The organism is Caulobacter sp. X, from assembly GCF_002742635.1.
Lineage (GTDB): Bacteria > Pseudomonadota > Alphaproteobacteria > Caulobacterales > Caulobacteraceae > Caulobacter.
This window is the reverse complement of the sequence record NZ_PEGF01000002.1, coordinates 609,352-625,534: the sequence shown is the minus strand read 5'-3', so window position 1 is coordinate 625,534 and position 16,183 is coordinate 609,352. Positions and strand designations below refer to the sequence as shown.

Here is a 16,183-nt window from a genome sequence, read left to right as displayed (position 1 = left end):
GCCCGCCTAGTCCCGACGCGGCGCGTAGCTGAGCCGGCACACGGTCCAGCCGTCCTCGCGCGCCATCTCGAAGCGGCCGCCCAGCTGCTGGGCCATGGCGCGGACGATGCGCAGGCCCAGGCTCTTTGACCGCATCGGATCGAACCCCGTCGGCGGCGCCGCGCCGTCGTTGCAGACGCTGAGCAGGTGGGTCAGGCCAGACTGGTCCAGCGACACGCGCACCCGCCCTTCCCCGCCCTCTCCGAAGCCGTGCTCCAAGGCGTTGTTGAAGCTCTCCAGCATGACCAGCGTCACCGGCGTGGCCTGATCGGGATGCAGGGGCTCTTCGCCGCCCTCCAGGGTCAGGGTCACGCGCGCTCCGGCGGCCGCGGCGGCGCTGGCCAGCAGGGCCTCGGCGAAGACGCGGAAGGGCGCGGGCTCGCCGACGGCGTTGTGCAACTCGCGCTGGATCTGGGCGATCACCTCGATGCGCGCGCCGGCCTGATCGAGCACATGGCGCGCGTCGACGTCCATCACGCCCTGCCCCTGCAGCCGCAGTAAGGCGCCGGCGACCTGCAGGTTGTTGCTCACCCGGTGATGCAGTTCGCGATACAGCAGGTCCCGGCTCTCGGCGAGGTTCCGGTAGCGCTCGCGCTCCTCGCGCAGCTGGTCCAGCGCCTGGCGCATGCCGTCGATGAAGAAGATGTCGACCGCCACGACGAAGACGTAGAAGCCCACCGTCAGCAGCACCGGAAAGCTCAGGTGGAAGCCGGGCGTGGGCGAGACGAAGAAGTACCACGCGGCCAGGCCGCACAACGTCGCGCACAGGATCGCCGGGCGCAGCCCCAGGAAATAGGCGCAGACCACGACGGCCGGGAAGAAGGTCAGATAGGGAAAACCGGGCGGGAAAAACCCATCCAGGCCCAGCCGAAGCAGAAAAGACAGGCCCGCGAGCGCCGCCGCCAAGGCATAGCGCGCGCCTGGACTGGCCTTGATCCTGCCTCTCACGTCCAAGCGCCGCCTCCGTTTAGAAAACGGTGCTCGCCTTTTCGGCGAAGGCCGTCAAGCGCCTACCCGACATTGCGGGGCGAAGCTCCGTCCCGAGCTGCGAAGAAGAGGCGGGCCGTGACCTCGCGCGGGCGACCCGCGAACACAGCCGCTCGTATGTCGGGTCGGCGACCGCAACCTTCGATCTCGCGGGGACGTTATCCCGCCAACTTCCCACAACCGAAAGACGCCCCATGGCCATCCCGGCGAAGACCAAGGCCAGCACGGCCCCGCGCGGCGGCGCGAAATCCGCGGCGCCGAACTCGACCAAGGCTCCCCAGCCCGCCGGTCCGTCGACCGAAGGCGAAACCTTGGTCGCCCCTGGAGGCGAGACGCACCAGCAGGCCGACGGTCCGGACACCCAGCTGACCACCAACCAGGGCGTGGCCATCGCCGACAACCAGAACTCGCTGAAGGCCGGCGCGCGCGGCCCCGTGCTGCTGCAGGACTTCATCCTGCGCGAGAAGATCATGCACTTCGACCATGAGCGCATCCCAGAGCGCGTGGTCCACGCCCGCGGCTCGGCCGCGCACGGCTTCTTCGAGTGCCTGGAGTCCTGCGCCGACGTCACCATCGCCGACTTCCTGCAGCGCCCAGGCGAGCGCGTCCCGGTGTTCACCCGCTTCTCGACCGTGGCCGGCAACAAGGGCTCGGCCGACCTTCCGCGCGACGTGCGCGGCTTCGCGGTCAAGTTCTACACCCAGGCGGGCAACTTCGATCTCGTCGGCAACAACATCCCGGTGTTCTTCATCCAGGACGCCATCAAGTTCCCCGACCTGATCCACGCGGCCAAGCAGGATCCCGACCGCGAATTCCCCCAGGCCCAGACCGCGCATGACACCTTCTGGGACTTCATCTCGCTGACGCCCGAAAGCATGCACATGATCATGTGGGCGATGAGCGACCGCGCCATCCCGCGCTCGCTGCGGATGATGGAAGGCTTTGGCGTCCACACCTTCCGCCTGATCAACGCCGAGGGGATGAGCACCTTCGTGAAGTTCCACTGGCGGCCCAAGCTCGGCTCGCAGTCGGTGGTCTGGGACGAGGCCTTGAAGATCAACGGCGCCGATCCCGACTTCCACCGCCGCGACCTCTGGGAGGCGATCGAGGGCGGCGACTTCCCCGAGTGGGAGTTCTGCCTGCAGACCTTCACCCAGGAGCAGGCCGACGGTTTCGACTTCGACGTGCTGGACGCCACCAAGCTGATCCCCGAGGAGATCATTCCCCTGCGCGTGGTCGGCCGCATGGTGCTGGACCGCAACCCGGACAACTTCTTCGCCGAGACCGAGCAGGTCGCCTACTGCGCGTCTCACGTCGTGCCGGGGATCGACTTCACCAACGACCCGCTGCTGCAGGGCCGCCTGTTCTCGTACCAGGACACCCAGCTCAAGCGCCTGGGCGGGCCCAACTTCCACCAGATCCCGATTAACCAGCCCAAGTGCCCGTTCCACAACCTGCAGCGCGACGGGCACATGCAGATGGGCGTACCGAAGGGCCAGGTGAACTACGAACCGTCGAGCCTGGGCGCCGACGTGGCGCGCGAGTCGCTGGAGCGGGGTTATCACACCTTCCCCAATCCCGAGGCGGGCGAGCAGCTGCGCCTGCGGCCCGAGACCTTCGCCGACCACTACACCCAGGCGCGCCTGTTCTTCGCCAGCCAGACCAAGCCCGAGCAGGACCACATCATCGCCGCCCTGGTCTTCGAGCTCAGCAAGTGCGTGACGCCGCGCGTGCGCGAGGCGGTGCTGTCGCGCCTCGTCCACATCGACGCGTTCCTGGCGCAATCGGTGGCCGAGGGCCTGGGCTTCACCGGCCAGATCGTCCCGGCGCCGGCGCCCATCCCGGCCAAGGATATGGATCCTTCGCCCATGCTGAGCATCCTGGCCAAGGCCGAGCCGACCCTGGAGGGCCGCAAGGTCGGGGTCATGGTCAGCGACGGCTGCGACGACAAGCTGGTGACCAAGCTGAAGGCGGCCGTCGAAGCCGCCGGCGCGCACCTGCAGGTCATCGCCCCGACCATCTACGGCGTGACGACGGCCGGCGGCCAGGTCCTGCCCGCCGATCACAAGATCGACGGCGGTCCCTCAGTGCTGTTCGACGCGGTGGCGATCCTGCCTTCGGAAGACGGCGGCGAGCAGCTGGCGATGGAGGCGGCGGCGGTCAACTTCCTGCGCGACGCCTATGGCCACCTGAAGGTCATCGCCTACCTGCCCTCGGCCGCGCCGTTGTTCGTCGCGGGCGGGATCACCGAGGTGGGGCCCGATGACGACGCGGGCCTGATCGCCCTGCCCCACGCCAGCCTCGACGACTTCATCGCCGCGGCGTCGGCCGGGCGCGTCTGGGCGCGCGAGCCCCTGGTGCGTCCGCCGCCCAAGCCGCTGGTGGTCGCGGCGTAGGCGCCCCTCCTTCGCCCGCCCCAAAAGCAAAAGGCCCCGGAGATTGCTCTCCGGGGCCTTCGCATTGTCTAGCTGTCGCTAAGACCGTTCGATTACTCGACGATCTTCGAGACGACGCCGGCGCCGACGGTGCGGCCGCCTTCGCGGATGGCGAAGCGCAGCTTTTCTTCCATGGCGATCGGGGTGATCAGCTCGACGTCCAGCTCGGCGTTGTCGCCCGGCATGATCATTTCCACGCCTTCGCGCAGCTTGATGATGCCCGTCACGTCCGTCGTGCGGAAGTAGAACTGCGGACGGTAGTTGGTGAAGAACGGGGTGTGACGGCCGCCTTCTTCCTTGGTCAGGATGTAGGCTTCGGCCACGAACTTGGTGTGCGGGGTGATCGAGCCCGGCTTGCACAGCACTTGGCCGCGCTCGACGTCTTCACGCTTGGTGCCGCGCAGCAGCACGCCCACGTTGTCGCCGGCTTGACCTTGGTCCAGCAGCTTGCGGAACATTTCGACGCCCGTGCAGGTGGTCTTTTGGACCGGACGGATGCCGACGATTTCGACTTCTTCGCCGACCTTCACGATGCCGCGCTCGACGCGACCGGTGACCACGGTGCCGCGGCCCGAGATCGAGAACACGTCTTCGACCGGCATCAGGAACGGCAGGTCCACGGGGCGTTCCGGCTGCGGGATGTAGGCGTCGACTTGCGTCATCAGCTCGAGGATGCGGTCTTCGCCGATGGCGGCGTCGCGGCCTTCGACGGCGGCCAGGGCCGAGCCCTTGACGATCGGAATGTCATCGCCCGGGAACTGGTAGCTCGACAGCAGTTCGCGAACTTCCATTTCGACGAGCTCGAGCAGCTCTTCGTCGTCGACCATGTCGACCTTGTTCATGAACACGACCAGGGCCGGCACGCCGACCTGACGGGCCAGCAGGATGTGCTCGCGGGTCTGCGGCATCGGGCCGTCAGCGGCCGACACGACCAGGATCGCGCCGTCCATCTGGGCGGCGCCGGTGATCATGTTCTTCACGTAGTCGGCGTGGCCGGGGCAGTCGACGTGAGCGTAGTGACGGTTTTGCGTCTCATACTCGACGTGCGCGGTGTTGATCGTGATGCCGCGGGCCTTTTCTTCCGGCGCGGCGTCGATGTCGGCGTAGTTCTTGGCGGTCGCGCCGCCCGTCTTCGCCAGCACGATCGTGATCGCGGCCGTCAGGGTCGTCTTGCCATGGTCAACGTGACCGATGGTGCCGATGTTGCAGTGCGGCTTAGTACGTTCGAACTTTTCCTTGGCCATCTTCTTAGCTCCAGGACCCCAGAGGGGCCTTCAGTTGATTGGACTACTTCTGGGGTGGGCTGGAGGGGTCTCCGAGGAGGCCCCTCCCATCCGCGTCTAGGCTTTTCCCGAAGGAAAAGGCTTAGGCGTACTTCTTGATCACTTCGTCGGCGACGTGCTGCGGCACTTGCTCGTAGTGATCGTATTGCATCGTGAACTGGGCGCGGCCTTGCGACATGCCACGCAGGGTGTTCACGTAGCCGAACATGTTGGCGAGCGGCACGAAGGCGTTCACCACCGTGGCGTTGCCACGCATGTCCTGGCCCTGGATCATGCCACGGCGGCTGTTCAGGTCGCCGATGACCGAGCCCAGGTATTCTTCCGGCGTCACGACTTCCACGGCCATGATCGGCTCGAGGAGCTTCGGGGCGCCCTTTTCACGCAGTTCCTTGAAGGCGGCGCGCGAGGCGATTTCGAAGGCCAGGACCGACGAGTCGACGTCGTGGAAGGCGCCGTCGATCAGGGTGGCCTTGAAGTCGATGACCGGGAAGCCGGCCAGCAGACCGTTGTCCTTCACCGATTCCAGGCCCTTCACGACGCCCGGGACGTATTCCTTCGGAACCGCGCCGCCGACGATGGCCGACTCGAACACGAAGCCCGAACCCGGCTCGCCCGGCTCGAACACCAGCTTGACACGGGCGAACTGGCCCGTACCGCCGGTCTGCTTCTTGTGGGTGTAGTCGATCTCGGCCTTCTTCGAGAGGCTCTCGCGGTAGGCCACCTGCGGCGCGCCGATGTTGGCTTCGACCTTGTAGGTGCGCTTCAGGATGTCGATCTTGATGTCGAGGTGCAGTTCGCCCATGCCCTTCAGGATCGTCTGGCCCGACTCGTGGTCGGTCGAGACGGTGAAGGAGGGGTCTTCAGCGGCCAGCTTCTGCAGGGCGACGCCCAGCTTTTCCTGGTCGGCCTTCGACTTGGGCTCGACGGCGATTTCGATAACCGGGGCCGGGAACTCCATGCGCTCCAGGATGACCGGCGACTTCAGCGGATCGCACAGGGTGTCGCCCGTGCGGGTTTCCTTCAGGCCGGCCAGGGCGACGATGTCGCCGGCGTAGGCTTCCTTGATGTCTTCGCGGTTGTTCGAGTGCATCAGCAGCATGCGGCCGACGCGCTCGCGCTTGTCGCGGGTCGAGTTCATCAGGGACATGCCGGTTTCCAGCTTGCCCGAGTAGATGCGGCAGAAGGTCAGCGAACCGACGAAGGGGTCGTCCATGATCTTGAACGCCAGGACCGACAGCGGTTCGTCGTCCGAGGCCTTACGCTCGACTTCGGCTTCGGTCTTGAAGTCGATGCCCTTGGTCGGCGGGATGTCCACCGGCGAGGGCAGGTAGTCGACGACGGCGTCGAGCAGGGGCTGGACGCCCTTGTTCTTGAAGGCCGAGCCGCAGAGGATCGGATAGAAGGCGCCGGTCAGAACGGCCTTACGGATGCACTTCTTGATCGTTTCTTCCGAGGGCTCTTCGCCGCCCAGATAGGCTTCCATGGCCTCGTCGTCGAGCTCGACGGCGTTCTCGATCAGGTAGTTGCGGGCCTCGAGGGCCTTGTCCATCAGGTCGGCCGGGATCTCTTCGTCCTTGTAGGACGCGCCCAGGCCGTCGTTGTCCCAGACCACGGCCTTCATGCGGACCAGGTCCACCAGGCCCTTCAGCGACGACTCGGCGCCGATCGGGAATTGGATCGGCACGGCCTTGGCGCCCAGACGGTCGCGGATCGACTCGACCGACTTGTCGAAGTCGGCGCCGATCTTGTCCATCTTGTTGACGAACACGATCCGCGGAACCTTGTACTTGTCGGCCTGACGCCAGACGGTCTCGGTCTGCGGCTCGACGCCGGCGTTGCCGTCCAGCACCGTCACGGCGCCGTCGAGAACGCGCAGCGAGCGTTCCACTTCGATGGTGAAGTCGACGTGCCCGGGGGTGTCGATGATGTTCAGGCGCTTGCCGTTCCAGAAGGCGGTCGTCGCGGCCGACGTGATCGTGATGCCGCGCTCTTGCTCCTGCTCCATCCAGTCCATGGTCGCGGCGCCGTCGTGGACTTCGCCGATCTTGTGCGACTTACCGGTGTAATACAGGATCCGCTCGGTCGTGGTCGTCTTACCGGCGTCGATGTGCGCCATGATGCCGAAGTTGCGGTAGTCTTCGATTTTATGCGTGCGGGGCATAGCGATCGCTCTGCGAAACGGGACGGCCCTGGACGGACACGACCGGGATTAAACGTGCGGCGCGGGCGGTTTATCTCAAACCGCCCGCGCCTGAAAGAGTGCTGGGAGCGAAAAGCTTACCAGCGATAGTGCGAGAACGCCCGGTTGGCTTCAGCCATCTTGTGGGTGTCTTCGCGCTTCTTCACGGCGGTGCCGCGGTTGTTCGAGGCGTCGAGCAGCTCACCGGCCAGCTTTTCGGTCATGGTGTTTTCGCCGCGCTTGCGAGCGGCGGTCACCAGCCAACGGATGGCCAGGGCGCGGCGACGGTCCGGACGGACTTCAACCGGCACTTGGTAGGTGGCGCCGCCAACGCGACGCGACCGGACTTCGATCGCCGGGGCGACGTTGTCCAGGGCGGAGTGGAAGGTTTCAAGCGGACCTTGGTCCTTGCGCTTGGCTTCCAGGATGTCGAAAGCGCCGTAGATGATGTTCTCGGCGACAGCTTTCTTACCTTCGTACATCACGTAGTTCATGAACTTTGTGACAACCAGGTCCCCGAACTTCGGATCCGGCAGGACTTGGCGTTTCTCGGCGCGACGGCGGCGGGACATTCTTCTTCTTCCTTACTTCGGACGCTTGGCGCCGTAGAGCGAACGACGCTGCTTACGATCCTTGACCCCTTGGGTGTCGAGGACGCCGCGCAGGATGTGATAACGGACGCCGGGCAAGTCCTTGACGCGGCCGCCGCGGATGAGCACCACCGAGTGCTCCTGCAGGTTGTGGCCTTCGCCCGGAATGTAGCACACGGCTTCGATGCCGGTGGTCAGACGGACCTTGGCGACCTTACGCAGAGCCGAGTTCGGCTTCTTCGGGGTCGTGGTGTAAACGCGGGTGCAAACGCCGCGACGCTGCGGGCAGCCCTTCAGGGCGGGCACCTTGTTCCGGACCGGCTTCGGGGAGCGCGGCTTACGGATGAGCTGGTTAATGGTAGGCATTAAGTCTCTGCTCTGATGGAAGCGTGTGCCTTTCGGCCGAGGCGCTTCAGGTCCTTGTCTTTGTTGTTCTTGGTTCAAGGCTCCGCAAGGAGACCCGATAAACACGAAACTCGCCGGGACGCGGGATGCATACCGGCGGGTCAAGCTCCTCTCGGACAAAAGCCCTGGAGGAACGTAGGCTCATCAGGACGGACGCGAACGACCGCCTCGAAAAAGAGCGCGGTATTTACTCGCGAAGGAGCCTTACGTCAATCGCCTGTTCCCGCGCCGGTTAACGCCCTCTTAACGCTGGCGCTACGGTCAAGATTTCGCCACTCCAGGCTGTGCAGCCTCGCCCTGAGCGAGAGCGGCTTGTTTCGGCCGACGCCCTATCCATGTGGGGGAGACGGGCGGGCTTGGAAAGGCCTTTGGGAAAGGCCTTTGGGAAAGGCTTTGGGGAAGGGCGTTTGGCGAGCGGCGTCATGATCAGGACAGCGGGCAGGCGCCGAGGGGACGGGCAAAAGGCGGCGATCCTGGCCGGCTCGCTGCTGCTGCACGTCCTGCTGCTGGCCTGGCTGGCCCTGCCGGTCCCGCCGCTGCTGGAGGCGCTGATCGCCGACGACCTGCCGACCGTGCAGGTCGACCTGATCCGCCCCGAACGGCAGGAGCAGCCCCGGCCCCGCCCCGCCGCCTCGCCCCAGGCGACGGCCGCCCCCTCCCCGGTCCTGCCGTTCCAGGTGCGCCAGCCCGCGCGGCCCGCGCCCGCCGGCGTCCCGACGCTGGAGGTCCCCGCCGCGGGAATCGCCAAGCCCGGCACCGCCATCCGTCCCGCGCCCTTGCCGGGCGACGGCGCCGGCGACCTGCGCACGGCCCTGCGCGGCAGCGCGACCGGCTGCGTCAGCGCCGACGCCGTCGGCCTCAATCGCCGCGAGCGGGAGAAATGCGAAGAGCGCTTCGGCGCCGCCAAGGCCAAGGGCGGTCCGCTGGACGGCATGGACGCGGCCAAGCGCCAGGCGCTCGAGACCCAGGGCGAGGCCCAGCGCCTGTACAACGACTATGTCAACGGCCCGATGGCGCCCGGCGTCGACCACCGCAGCAAGGACCAGCCGGGCACGATGAAGGAGATCCCCTTCGTCCTCGGCGCCGAGCAGGACGGCCTGGGCCGCGAACGGAAGGATGTGGTCAACCAGATCCGCAAGAAGCAGGACGTCGAGGACCGGGCCCGGAAGTACCTGGAGCTGAAGAAGAAGGCCGGGCAGTAGGCGCGGCTTGACCAAGCGCCGCCGTCGCCTACCGTCGGTCCATGATCAAAGCGCTGCTGGCCGCCCTGGCCCTGACCCTCGCCGTCGCTCCCGCGACCCAGGCCGCCGACTGGCCGATCAAGGAGGGCGACGTCACCTTCAAGGACGTAGCCTTCAAGTCCGGCGAGCGCCTGGCGGAGGCGCGGATGCACTATTCGACGCTGGGAACGCCCCATCGCGACGCCAAGGGCCAGATCGACAACGCGGTCATGCTGCTGCACGGCACCGGCGGCTCGGGGAAGAACTTCCTGTCGCCGCTGTTCGCCGACGAGCTGTTCGGGCCGGGCCAGCCGCTGGATCTGGCCAAGACCTACGTGATCATGCCCGACAACATCGGCCATGGCGGCTCGTCCAAGCCCAGCGACGGGCTGCGCATGGCCTTCCCGCGCTACGACTACGACGACATGGTCGCCCTGCAGCATCGCCGGCTGACCGAGGGCCTGGGCGTCACGCGGCTGAAGCTGATCCTCGGCACGTCGATGGGCTGCATGCACGCCTTCGTCTGGGGCGAGACCTATCCTGGCTTCGCCGAGCGCCTGGCCCCGTTCGCCTGCAACGCCGTGGCCCTGGCCGGCCGCAACCGCATGTGGCGCAAGATGGCCATCGACGCGATCCGCGCCGACCCGGCCTGGAACGGCGGAGACTACAAGACCCAGCCGGCGGCCGGCGCGCGAACCGCCACCGACCTGCTGATCCTGGCCGGCGGCAATCCGCTGGCCCTGCAGGCGCGCTACCCGACCCGCGAGGCCGCCGACAAGGCCGTCGAGCAGATGTTCAACGCCCGCATCGGCGCGTTCGAGGCCAATGACGCGCTCTACTACCTGGACGCCTCGCGCAACTATGATCCCTCGCCGGGCCTGGAGAAGATCACCGTCCCGGTGCTCTGGGTGAACTCGGCCGACGACTTCATCAATCCGCCGGAGCTGGGCCTGGCCGAACAGCTGGTCAAGCGCATGCCCAAGGCCCGCTTCGTCCTGATCCCCGCCTCGACCGAAACCCGCGGCCACGGCACCCATACGGCGGCGGCGTTCTGGAAGAAGGACCTGGCGGCGCTGCTGGCGCGCTAGGGCCGCCGCGCGAAAACCCTCTCCCAAGGGAGAGGGGACAGGCTCGCCCCTACCTCGGCAGGATCGTCACCACCACCCGCCGGCGCCGCGTCGGCGGGGGCGAGCCCTTGTCCGTCACGGCCACGACGAAGTGCGCCGTCTCGGGCTTGGTCACGGGCGGGGCTCGGAACGTGACGCGGTAGATGTTCTCGGCGCCCTTCGCCGGGATCGGGGTCTTCCAGCCGCCCGCCTCCGGATAGTTCAGCCACAGGTACGACAGGCTGTCGCCGTCCGGGTCGCGGCTGCCCCGGGCGCTGAGCGTGAACACCTCGCCCGCCCGGGCCGTCAGGTGGTCGGGGTGGTCCAGGGCGACGATCGGCGGGCGGCAAGGCCTCGCGCGCCTAGGCGGCCTGCCGCCGGGCGGCGGGCTTGGCCTTGGAAGACCCTTCGCGCGCGGGCGAAAGGTTCTGTTAACCGAACACCCGGAGCGTCCATCCCAGGTTGAGTGGAGCGTTGCCGATGCGTGCGGTGTTCATCCAGGGGCAATCCCAGTACGGCGCGACCCGGCTGTTCATCGACGAAATGGTCGCCGCGTTCCGGCGCCGGGGCTACGCGACCAAGGTCATCGACATCATGGCCGAGAGCGATCCGGGCGTCGCGATGGCGATCGCGGCGGGAACCGAAACGGATCTGGTCTACACCGTCGGCATCCTGGGCGAGTACCGCGACGCGCAGGGCCGCGGGATCGGCCAGATCTTCAACGCGCCGCACGTTATCCAGTATGTCGACTATCCGTTCAGCCATCTGGTCAGGCTGCAAGGGACGCCTCGCCAGGCGGCGCTCCTGGCCGTGGATCACTCCCACGTCGAGGCGGTGCGCGCGACGTTCGGCGGCGACCACTTCGCCTTCGTCGGCTTCTGCCCGCACGCGGCGGCGGGCGAGCCGGTCGAGCCCGATCCGGACCCCGAGAGCTTCGCCGCCGAGCGGCCGCTTCCGATCCTCTTCGCCGGATCGTTCTATGGGGTCGAGCCCCTGCCCTGGAAGGACGAGGGCGCCGGCATCCGCGGCGTGTTCGATCACGCGCTCGAGATCGCGATGAGCGCCGAGTTCATGCCGGCCCTCGAGGCGGTCGACCAGGTTCTGCGCGGCATGGGCCAGGACCCGCTCGACCCGCGCTACGTCCAGCTGCGCCGCTACTCGACGTGGGTGCACGAAGAGGTCCGGATGCGGCGGCGCCTGCGCTTGCTCGAGGCGGCCAGCAAGGCGGGGCTGCCCGTGTTCTGCGTGGGATCGGGCTACGAAGGCTGGATCGAGGCGCACAAGAGCTTCCGCCTGGCGTCGGCGATGAGCCTGACCGACACCGCCGCCCTGATGCGTCGCGCGCGCGTGGTCCTGAACGCCAACGCCAATTTCGGGCGCGGCTCGCACGAGCGGCCGCTGACGGCGATGCTGGCGGGCGCGGCGGTGGCTTCGGATCACTCGACCTGGTGGGCCGAGCAGTTTGTCGAGGACGAGGACATGCTGCTCTACCGCTGGCGCGATCTGGACGCCGGCCTCGCGCGCCTGGCCGCCCTGGCCGAGGATCCCGAGGCGGCCTGGCGCATGGGCCGCAAGGCGCAGGCCAAGGCGGCCGCCGCCCACCGTTTCGACAACCGCGTCGACACGGTGATCGCCGCCGCCGTCGCGGCGCGCGGCCACCTATGCGACCCGTCGCCGCAGCAGCCCCGAATAACAGCGTTTTCGCATTGATCTTAATCAGTTTTCAGCGCGCCAAGCCCACTCTGATCCGGAACTTAGGACCGGTATCATGCGCGCCAGCATCTCCGCGAAAGTCAGCCTCACCATCGCCTCGGCCTTCCTTGTCCTGACCCTCGCGGTCCTGGGCATCGTGGCCAAGAGTTCGCTGGACGTCGCCCGCCGCGAGGCGACGCAGAACCAGGAGGCCAGCATGCGGGTGGCCTGGGACGTGATCGGCGAGCGCGGCAAGGCGTTCCGCCGCGAGGGCGACACGCTGCTGGTCGGCGACCACGCCTTGAACGGCGATTTCGACGGCGTCGACCGGGTCAAGGCCCTGGTGGGCGGCACCGCCACCGTCTTCATGGGCGACAAGCGCATCACCACCAATGTCACCAAGCCGGACGGCTCGCGCGCCGTCGGCACGGCGCTCGCCAAGGGGCCCGTTTATGACGCGGTGCTGGGCAAGGGCGAGCCCTATCGCGGCGAGGCCAAGGTCCTGGGCCGGCCGTTCTTCGTCGCCTATGACCCGATCAAGGACGCCTCGGGCCAGGTGATCGGCGTGCTCTATGTGGGCGTGCCGCAGGCCGACTACTTCCAGCCGGTCTATCGCCAGCTGGGGCTGCTGGCCTTGGCCTGCGTGCTGCTGGGCGCGGCCGGCGCGGGGGCCTCGGTGGTCATGGCCCGCCGCCAGCTTTCTCCCCTCTCCGCCCTGCGCGACGCCATGGGCAAGCTGATGGGCGGCGACCTGCGGGTCGAGCTGCCCTTCGCCGGTCGTCCCGACGACATCGGCCTGATGGCCGACGCCGTGCATCGCTTCCGCGACGAGGCGCTGGAAAAGACCCGCCTGGCCGACGAGGCCGCCTCCGCCCGCGCCTCGGCCGAGGCCGAGCGCGAAGCCGCCGGGGCCGAGGGCGCGCGCCGCGCCGCCGACCAGGCCCAGGTCGTCCGCCGCCTGGCCGACAGCCTGCACCGCCTGTCGGACGGCGACCTGACCGTGCGCCTGACCGAACCCTTCGCCGAGGACTACGAGGGCCTGCGCGCCGACTTCAACCGCGCGGTCGAGGGGCTGGAGAGCGCCATGACCGCCGTGATCTCGGCCGTGTCGGGCCTGAACGCCGGAGCCGGCGGCATCGCCGACGCCGCCGACGACCTCTCGCGCCGCAGCGAGGCCCAGGCCGCCAGCCTGGAGGAGACCGCCGCCGCCCTCGACGAAATCACCGCCACCGTCCGCAAGACCGCCAGCGGCGCCCAGGAGGCCTACCAGGCCGTCAGCCAGGCCCAGAGCGAAGCCGGCCGCTCGCGCGAGGTCGTCGCCTCGGCCGTCGAGGCCATCGGCGGCATCGAGGCCTCGTCCCGCCAGGTCGCCCAGATCATCACCGTGATCGATGAGATCGCGTTCCAGACCAACCTCCTGGCCCTGAACGCCGGGGTCGAGGCCGCCCGCGCCGGCGAGGCGGGCCGAGGCTTCGCCGTCGTGGCCCAGGAAGTCCGCGCCCTGGCCCAACGCTCGGCCGAGGCCGCCAAGGAGATCAAGACCCACATCAGCGACTCCGAGCGCCAGGTGGAATCGGGCGTCTCGCTGGTCGGGGCGGCGGGCGAGACCCTACAGCGCATCGCCGGCCAGGTCAGCGCGATCAGCACGGTGATCACCGAGATCGCCGCCTCGGCTCAGGAGCAGGCCGCCGGCCTTAGCCAGGTCAACACGGCCGTCAACAGCATGGACCAGGGCACCCAGCACACCACGGCCATGGCCAGCCGTTCGGCCGCGTCCAGCCAGGCCCTGCTGGCCGAGGTGCGCGGCCTGGCCGACCTGGTCCAGCGGTTCCGGGTGGGCGAGGGCGGGAAGCAGGGCGTCCGGCGAGCGGCGTAGGGGGGTAGCGAAATCCCTCTCTCTTAGAGAGAGGGAGGGGCCCAAGCGAAGCTTGGGAGGGTGAGTGGCCTCCCCCTCGGCCGGCGCGCCGGCGCCCAGCGCCTAGCCCCACGAAATTGTCCACCGGTTCCGCCTATCCACTCACCCTCCCACGCCTGCGGCGCGGGCCCCTCCCTCTCTCCGAAGAGAGGGATTTCTCTAACCCCCCACCCGCCCCAGTCCCTCCGCCAGCGCGTCGAACACCGCGCGATAGCGGGCGCCGCCGCGCAGGTCCTCGTGCATGGCGATCCAGAGCGGGAACTCCAGGCTGAACAGGTCCGGCGCGACCCGGACCAGGTCCGGCTCGCGGCGGGCGATCTCGACCTGGCAGAAGCCGATGCCGTAACCGGCGCGGATCGCCGCCAGTTGGGCCAGGTCGCTGTCGACCCGCAGCGCGAACGCGTCCCGCGTCAGGCCCGGATACCGCTGCAGCACGGCGCGGATCGCCGGCGTCTCGGTGTCCATGCCGATCAGGTCGTGGGTCAGCAGCTCATCCATCGTCCGCGGCGTCCCGCGCGCGGCCAGATAGTCGCGACGGGCGTGGAAGCCCACCGTCACCGCTCCGACCTTGCGCGCCACGAGCGCCTGCTGAGCCGGCGCGACCATCCGCACGGCGATGTCGGCCTGACGCTGCAAAAGGTCGGTGACCGCGTTGGACGGCGCGAGTTCGATCGAGAGGCCCGGATGGGCGCGGCGCAGCTGGGCCAGGATGGGCGGCAGATGCTCGGCGGCGACCACCTCGCTGGCGGTGATCCGCACGGTTCCGGAGACGTCTTCGGTCCCCGACGCCGCGCGCATCAGCGCCGCCGAGGTGGCGACCAGGCTCTCGGCGTGGGGGCGCAAGGCCAGGCCCCGGTCGGTCGGCGACAGGCCGCGCTGCGAGCGCACGAACAGCTTGGCCCCGACCGCCGCCTCCAGGGCGTCGATGTGGCGGGCGACGCTGGGCTGGGTCATGCCCAGGGCCCGCGCCGCGCCCGACAGCGAGCCCTCGCGCAGCACGAAGGCGAAGGTGCGGAAGAGGTCCCAGCTCGGATCGGCCATGTTCATCTATTTTCGTATATCAGACCTAAGAAGTTCCGCAATTTATGAACGGATAGCGCTCCGCCATCTTGGCCTCACGCAAATGGAGGCGAACATGAACGGCAAGACGGCTTTGGTGCTCGGGGCGACGGGCGGGATCGGCGGGACGATGGCGCGGCGGCTGCTGGCCGGCGGCTGGACGGTGAGGGCGCTGAGCCGGAGCGTCGAGGCGGCCGGCCGGCTGCCGGGGATGGACTGCCACGTCGGCGACGCCATGGTGCGCGAGGACGTGGTCGAGGCCGCCCAGGGCGCCTGCGTGATCGTCCACGCGGTCAATCCGCCCGGCTACCGCAACTGGGGCCAGCTGGTGCTGCCGATGATCGACAACAGCCTGGCCGCCGCCCGCGCCCACGGCGCCCGCGTGGTGCTGCCGGGCACGGTCTACAACTACGGCCCCGACGCCCCGGCCCTGATCGGCGAGGACGCGCCGCAAAATCCCACGACCCGCAAGGGCGCGATCCGGGTCGAGCTTGAGCGTCGCCTGGAAGACGCCGCGCGGTCGGGAGAGGCGAGGACGCTGATCGTCCGGGCCGGCGACTACTTCGGCCCCCGCGCCGCCAACAACTGGTTCAGCCAGGGGATCGTCCAGCCGGGCGCGCGGCCCAAGGCGATCCAGGACCCGAACACCTCCGGCGTCGGCCACCAGTGGGCCTATCTGCCCGACGTGGCCGAGACCATGGTCCGACTGCTCGAACAGGACGACCTCGAGCCCTTCGCCCGCTTCCACATGGCCGGCCACTGGGACCCGGACGGGACGGCGATGATCGCGGCCGTCGTCCGGGCGCTGGGAGAGCCGGCCGTGCGGATCAAGCCGCTGCCGTGGGCGCTGCTGCGCCTCGTGGCGCTGTTCGCCGAGACCCCGAGGGAGATGATGGAGATGCGCTATCTCTGGAAGCGCCCGGTTCGGCTGGACGGGACCCGGCTGGCGGCGCGGCTGGGCAGCGAGCCGCACACGCCGCTGGACCTGGCGGTGCGCGAGACGCTTCGGGCGATGGGGTGTGTTTGAGGGGGTAAGAGCCGCGAAGGGAGGTCAGCGGGGCCCGCACCGTGGGCGTCTTTTCGCGGCGCGGTAGGCGGAAAAGGCGATCCACATCGTGGTCGCTCCTATAACGAACATGACGCCGAGCCCTTCAGCGAACTGCGCCAGGGCGAAGGCCCCTCCCCCAATCGCGAGTGCTACGGCGAGATACACCCACATCGGAAACATGTGCGGTCCTCCGGAACTCATACCAGCAACGCTACGCCTCAAGGT

At 68.4% G+C, this 16,183-nt stretch carries 13 protein-coding genes and 1 pseudogene; 7 read left to right on the top strand and 7 right to left on the bottom strand.

Annotated elements, in window-relative coordinates; translation table 11 throughout:
- Window positions 1-6: 6 nt before the first annotated feature.
- Window positions 7-987: a sensor histidine kinase gene (locus tag CSW60_RS15230; protein ID WP_236634295.1), complete on the bottom strand. Its 981-nt coding sequence runs from the start codon at window positions 985-987 to the stop codon at window positions 7-9.
- A 233-nt stretch (window positions 988-1,220) separates the two neighbouring features.
- On the opposite strand from CSW60_RS15230, the gene CSW60_RS15225 reads away from it, so the two are divergent.
- Entirely contained in the window at window positions 1,221-3,422 is a 2,202-nt protein-coding gene (locus CSW60_RS15225) for a catalase (RefSeq protein WP_099538168.1), read from the top strand.
- Window positions 3,423-3,514: 92 nt separating this feature from the next.
- Here the strand turns inward: CSW60_RS15225 and tuf are convergent, their stop codons facing one another.
- The 4 genes from tuf to rpsL all read right to left on the bottom strand — a co-directional run bounded on the left by tuf (window position 3,515) and on the right by rpsL (window position 7,879).
- Window positions 3,515-4,705, bottom strand: coding sequence for an elongation factor Tu (gene tuf, locus CSW60_RS15220; RefSeq protein ID WP_066680301.1), 1,191 nt, complete (start codon window positions 4,703-4,705; stop codon window positions 3,515-3,517).
- A gap of 121 nt (window positions 4,706-4,826) precedes the next feature.
- The gene (gene fusA / locus CSW60_RS15215; RefSeq protein ID WP_066683705.1) at window positions 4,827-6,905 is read right to left on the bottom strand and encodes an elongation factor G; all 2,079 of its coding nucleotides are present in this window, start codon (window positions 6,903-6,905) and stop codon (window positions 4,827-4,829) included.
- 116 nt (window positions 6,906-7,021) lie between these two features.
- The gene (gene rpsG, locus CSW60_RS15210) at window positions 7,022-7,495 is read right to left on the bottom strand and encodes a 30S ribosomal protein S7 (RefSeq protein ID WP_004624018.1); all 474 of its coding nucleotides are present in this window, start codon (window positions 7,493-7,495) and stop codon (window positions 7,022-7,024) included.
- A 12-nt stretch (window positions 7,496-7,507) separates the two neighbouring features.
- Window positions 7,508-7,879, bottom strand: a complete 372-nt coding sequence (rpsL, locus tag CSW60_RS15205) for a 30S ribosomal protein S12 (protein WP_004624021.1) — start codon at window positions 7,877-7,879, stop codon at window positions 7,508-7,510.
- A gap of 23 nt (window positions 7,880-7,902) precedes the next feature.
- Between rpsL and CSW60_RS15200 the strand changes: the two are divergent.
- The 3 genes and pseudogenes from CSW60_RS15200 (at window position 7,903) to CSW60_RS15190 (ending at window position 10,226) form a co-directional block, all read left to right on the top strand.
- Window positions 7,903-8,165, top strand: a pseudogene (locus tag CSW60_RS15200) (hypothetical protein).
- A 175-nt stretch (window positions 8,166-8,340) separates the two neighbouring features.
- Window positions 8,341-9,120, top strand: a complete 780-nt coding sequence (locus tag CSW60_RS15195; protein WP_099539146.1) for a hypothetical protein — start codon at window positions 8,341-8,343, stop codon at window positions 9,118-9,120.
- A gap of 41 nt (window positions 9,121-9,161) precedes the next feature.
- On the top strand, window positions 9,162-10,226 hold the full coding sequence (locus tag CSW60_RS15190) for an alpha/beta fold hydrolase (RefSeq protein ID WP_099538167.1): 1,065 nt from the start codon (window positions 9,162-9,164) through the stop codon (window positions 10,224-10,226).
- 49 nt (window positions 10,227-10,275) lie between these two features.
- Here the strand turns inward: CSW60_RS15190 and CSW60_RS15185 are convergent, their stop codons facing one another.
- The gene (locus CSW60_RS15185; protein WP_236634294.1) at window positions 10,276-10,533 is read right to left on the bottom strand and encodes a hypothetical protein; all 258 of its coding nucleotides are present in this window, start codon (window positions 10,531-10,533) and stop codon (window positions 10,276-10,278) included.
- A gap of 191 nt (window positions 10,534-10,724) precedes the next feature.
- Here CSW60_RS15185 and CSW60_RS15180 point away from each other — a divergent pair, with 191 nt between their 5' ends.
- Window positions 10,725-11,954, top strand: coding sequence for a glycosyltransferase (locus CSW60_RS15180; RefSeq protein ID WP_099538166.1), 1,230 nt, complete (start codon window positions 10,725-10,727; stop codon window positions 11,952-11,954).
- A 58-nt stretch (window positions 11,955-12,012) separates the two neighbouring features.
- Window positions 12,013-13,812 carry a methyl-accepting chemotaxis protein gene (locus CSW60_RS15175; RefSeq protein ID WP_099538165.1) on the top strand — a complete coding sequence of 600 codons (1,800 nt, stop codon included), beginning with the start codon at window positions 12,013-12,015 and terminating at the stop codon, window positions 13,810-13,812.
- A gap of 198 nt (window positions 13,813-14,010) precedes the next feature.
- Here the strand turns inward: CSW60_RS15175 and CSW60_RS15170 are convergent, their stop codons facing one another.
- The gene (locus tag CSW60_RS15170) at window positions 14,011-14,892 is read right to left on the bottom strand and encodes a LysR family transcriptional regulator (RefSeq protein ID WP_369801030.1); all 882 of its coding nucleotides are present in this window, start codon (window positions 14,890-14,892) and stop codon (window positions 14,011-14,013) included.
- 94 nt (window positions 14,893-14,986) lie between these two features.
- On the opposite strand from CSW60_RS15170, the gene CSW60_RS15165 reads away from it, so the two are divergent.
- A complete protein-coding gene (locus CSW60_RS15165; RefSeq protein ID WP_099538163.1) occupies window positions 14,987-15,937 on the top strand; it encodes an NAD-dependent epimerase/dehydratase family protein in 951 nt (316 codons plus the stop codon).
- Window positions 15,938-16,183: the final 246 nt, after the last annotated feature.

Excerpts from the sequence above, each read along its gene's own strand:
- rpsG (WP_004624018.1), bottom strand. The coding sequence starts at position 7,495 with ATGTCCCGCCGCCGTCGCGCCGAGAAACGCCAAGTCCTGCCGGATCCG.
- rpsL (WP_004624021.1), bottom strand. The coding sequence starts at position 7,879 with ATGCCTACCATTAACCAGCTCATCCGTAAGCCGCGCTCCCCGAAGCCG.
- fusA (WP_066683705.1), bottom strand. The coding sequence starts at position 6,905 with ATGCCCCGCACGCATAAAATCGAAGACTACCGCAACTTCGGCATCATG.
- CSW60_RS15170 (WP_369801030.1), bottom strand. The coding sequence starts at position 14,892 with ATGGCCGATCCGAGCTGGGACCTCTTCCGCACCTTCGCCTTCGTGCTG.
- tuf (WP_066680301.1), bottom strand. The coding sequence starts at position 4,705 with ATGGCCAAGGAAAAGTTCGAACGTACTAAGCCGCACTGCAACATCGGC.
- CSW60_RS15165 (WP_099538163.1), top strand. The coding sequence starts at position 14,987 with ATGAACGGCAAGACGGCTTTGGTGCTCGGGGCGACGGGCGGGATCGGC.
- CSW60_RS15225 (WP_099538168.1), top strand. The coding sequence starts at position 1,221 with ATGGCCATCCCGGCGAAGACCAAGGCCAGCACGGCCCCGCGCGGCGGC.
- CSW60_RS15195 (WP_099539146.1), top strand. The coding sequence starts at position 8,341 with ATGATCAGGACAGCGGGCAGGCGCCGAGGGGACGGGCAAAAGGCGGCG.
- CSW60_RS15175 (WP_099538165.1), top strand. The coding sequence starts at position 12,013 with ATGCGCGCCAGCATCTCCGCGAAAGTCAGCCTCACCATCGCCTCGGCC.
- CSW60_RS15190 (WP_099538167.1), top strand. The coding sequence starts at position 9,162 with ATGATCAAAGCGCTGCTGGCCGCCCTGGCCCTGACCCTCGCCGTCGCT.
- CSW60_RS15180 (WP_099538166.1), top strand. The coding sequence starts at position 10,725 with ATGCGTGCGGTGTTCATCCAGGGGCAATCCCAGTACGGCGCGACCCGG.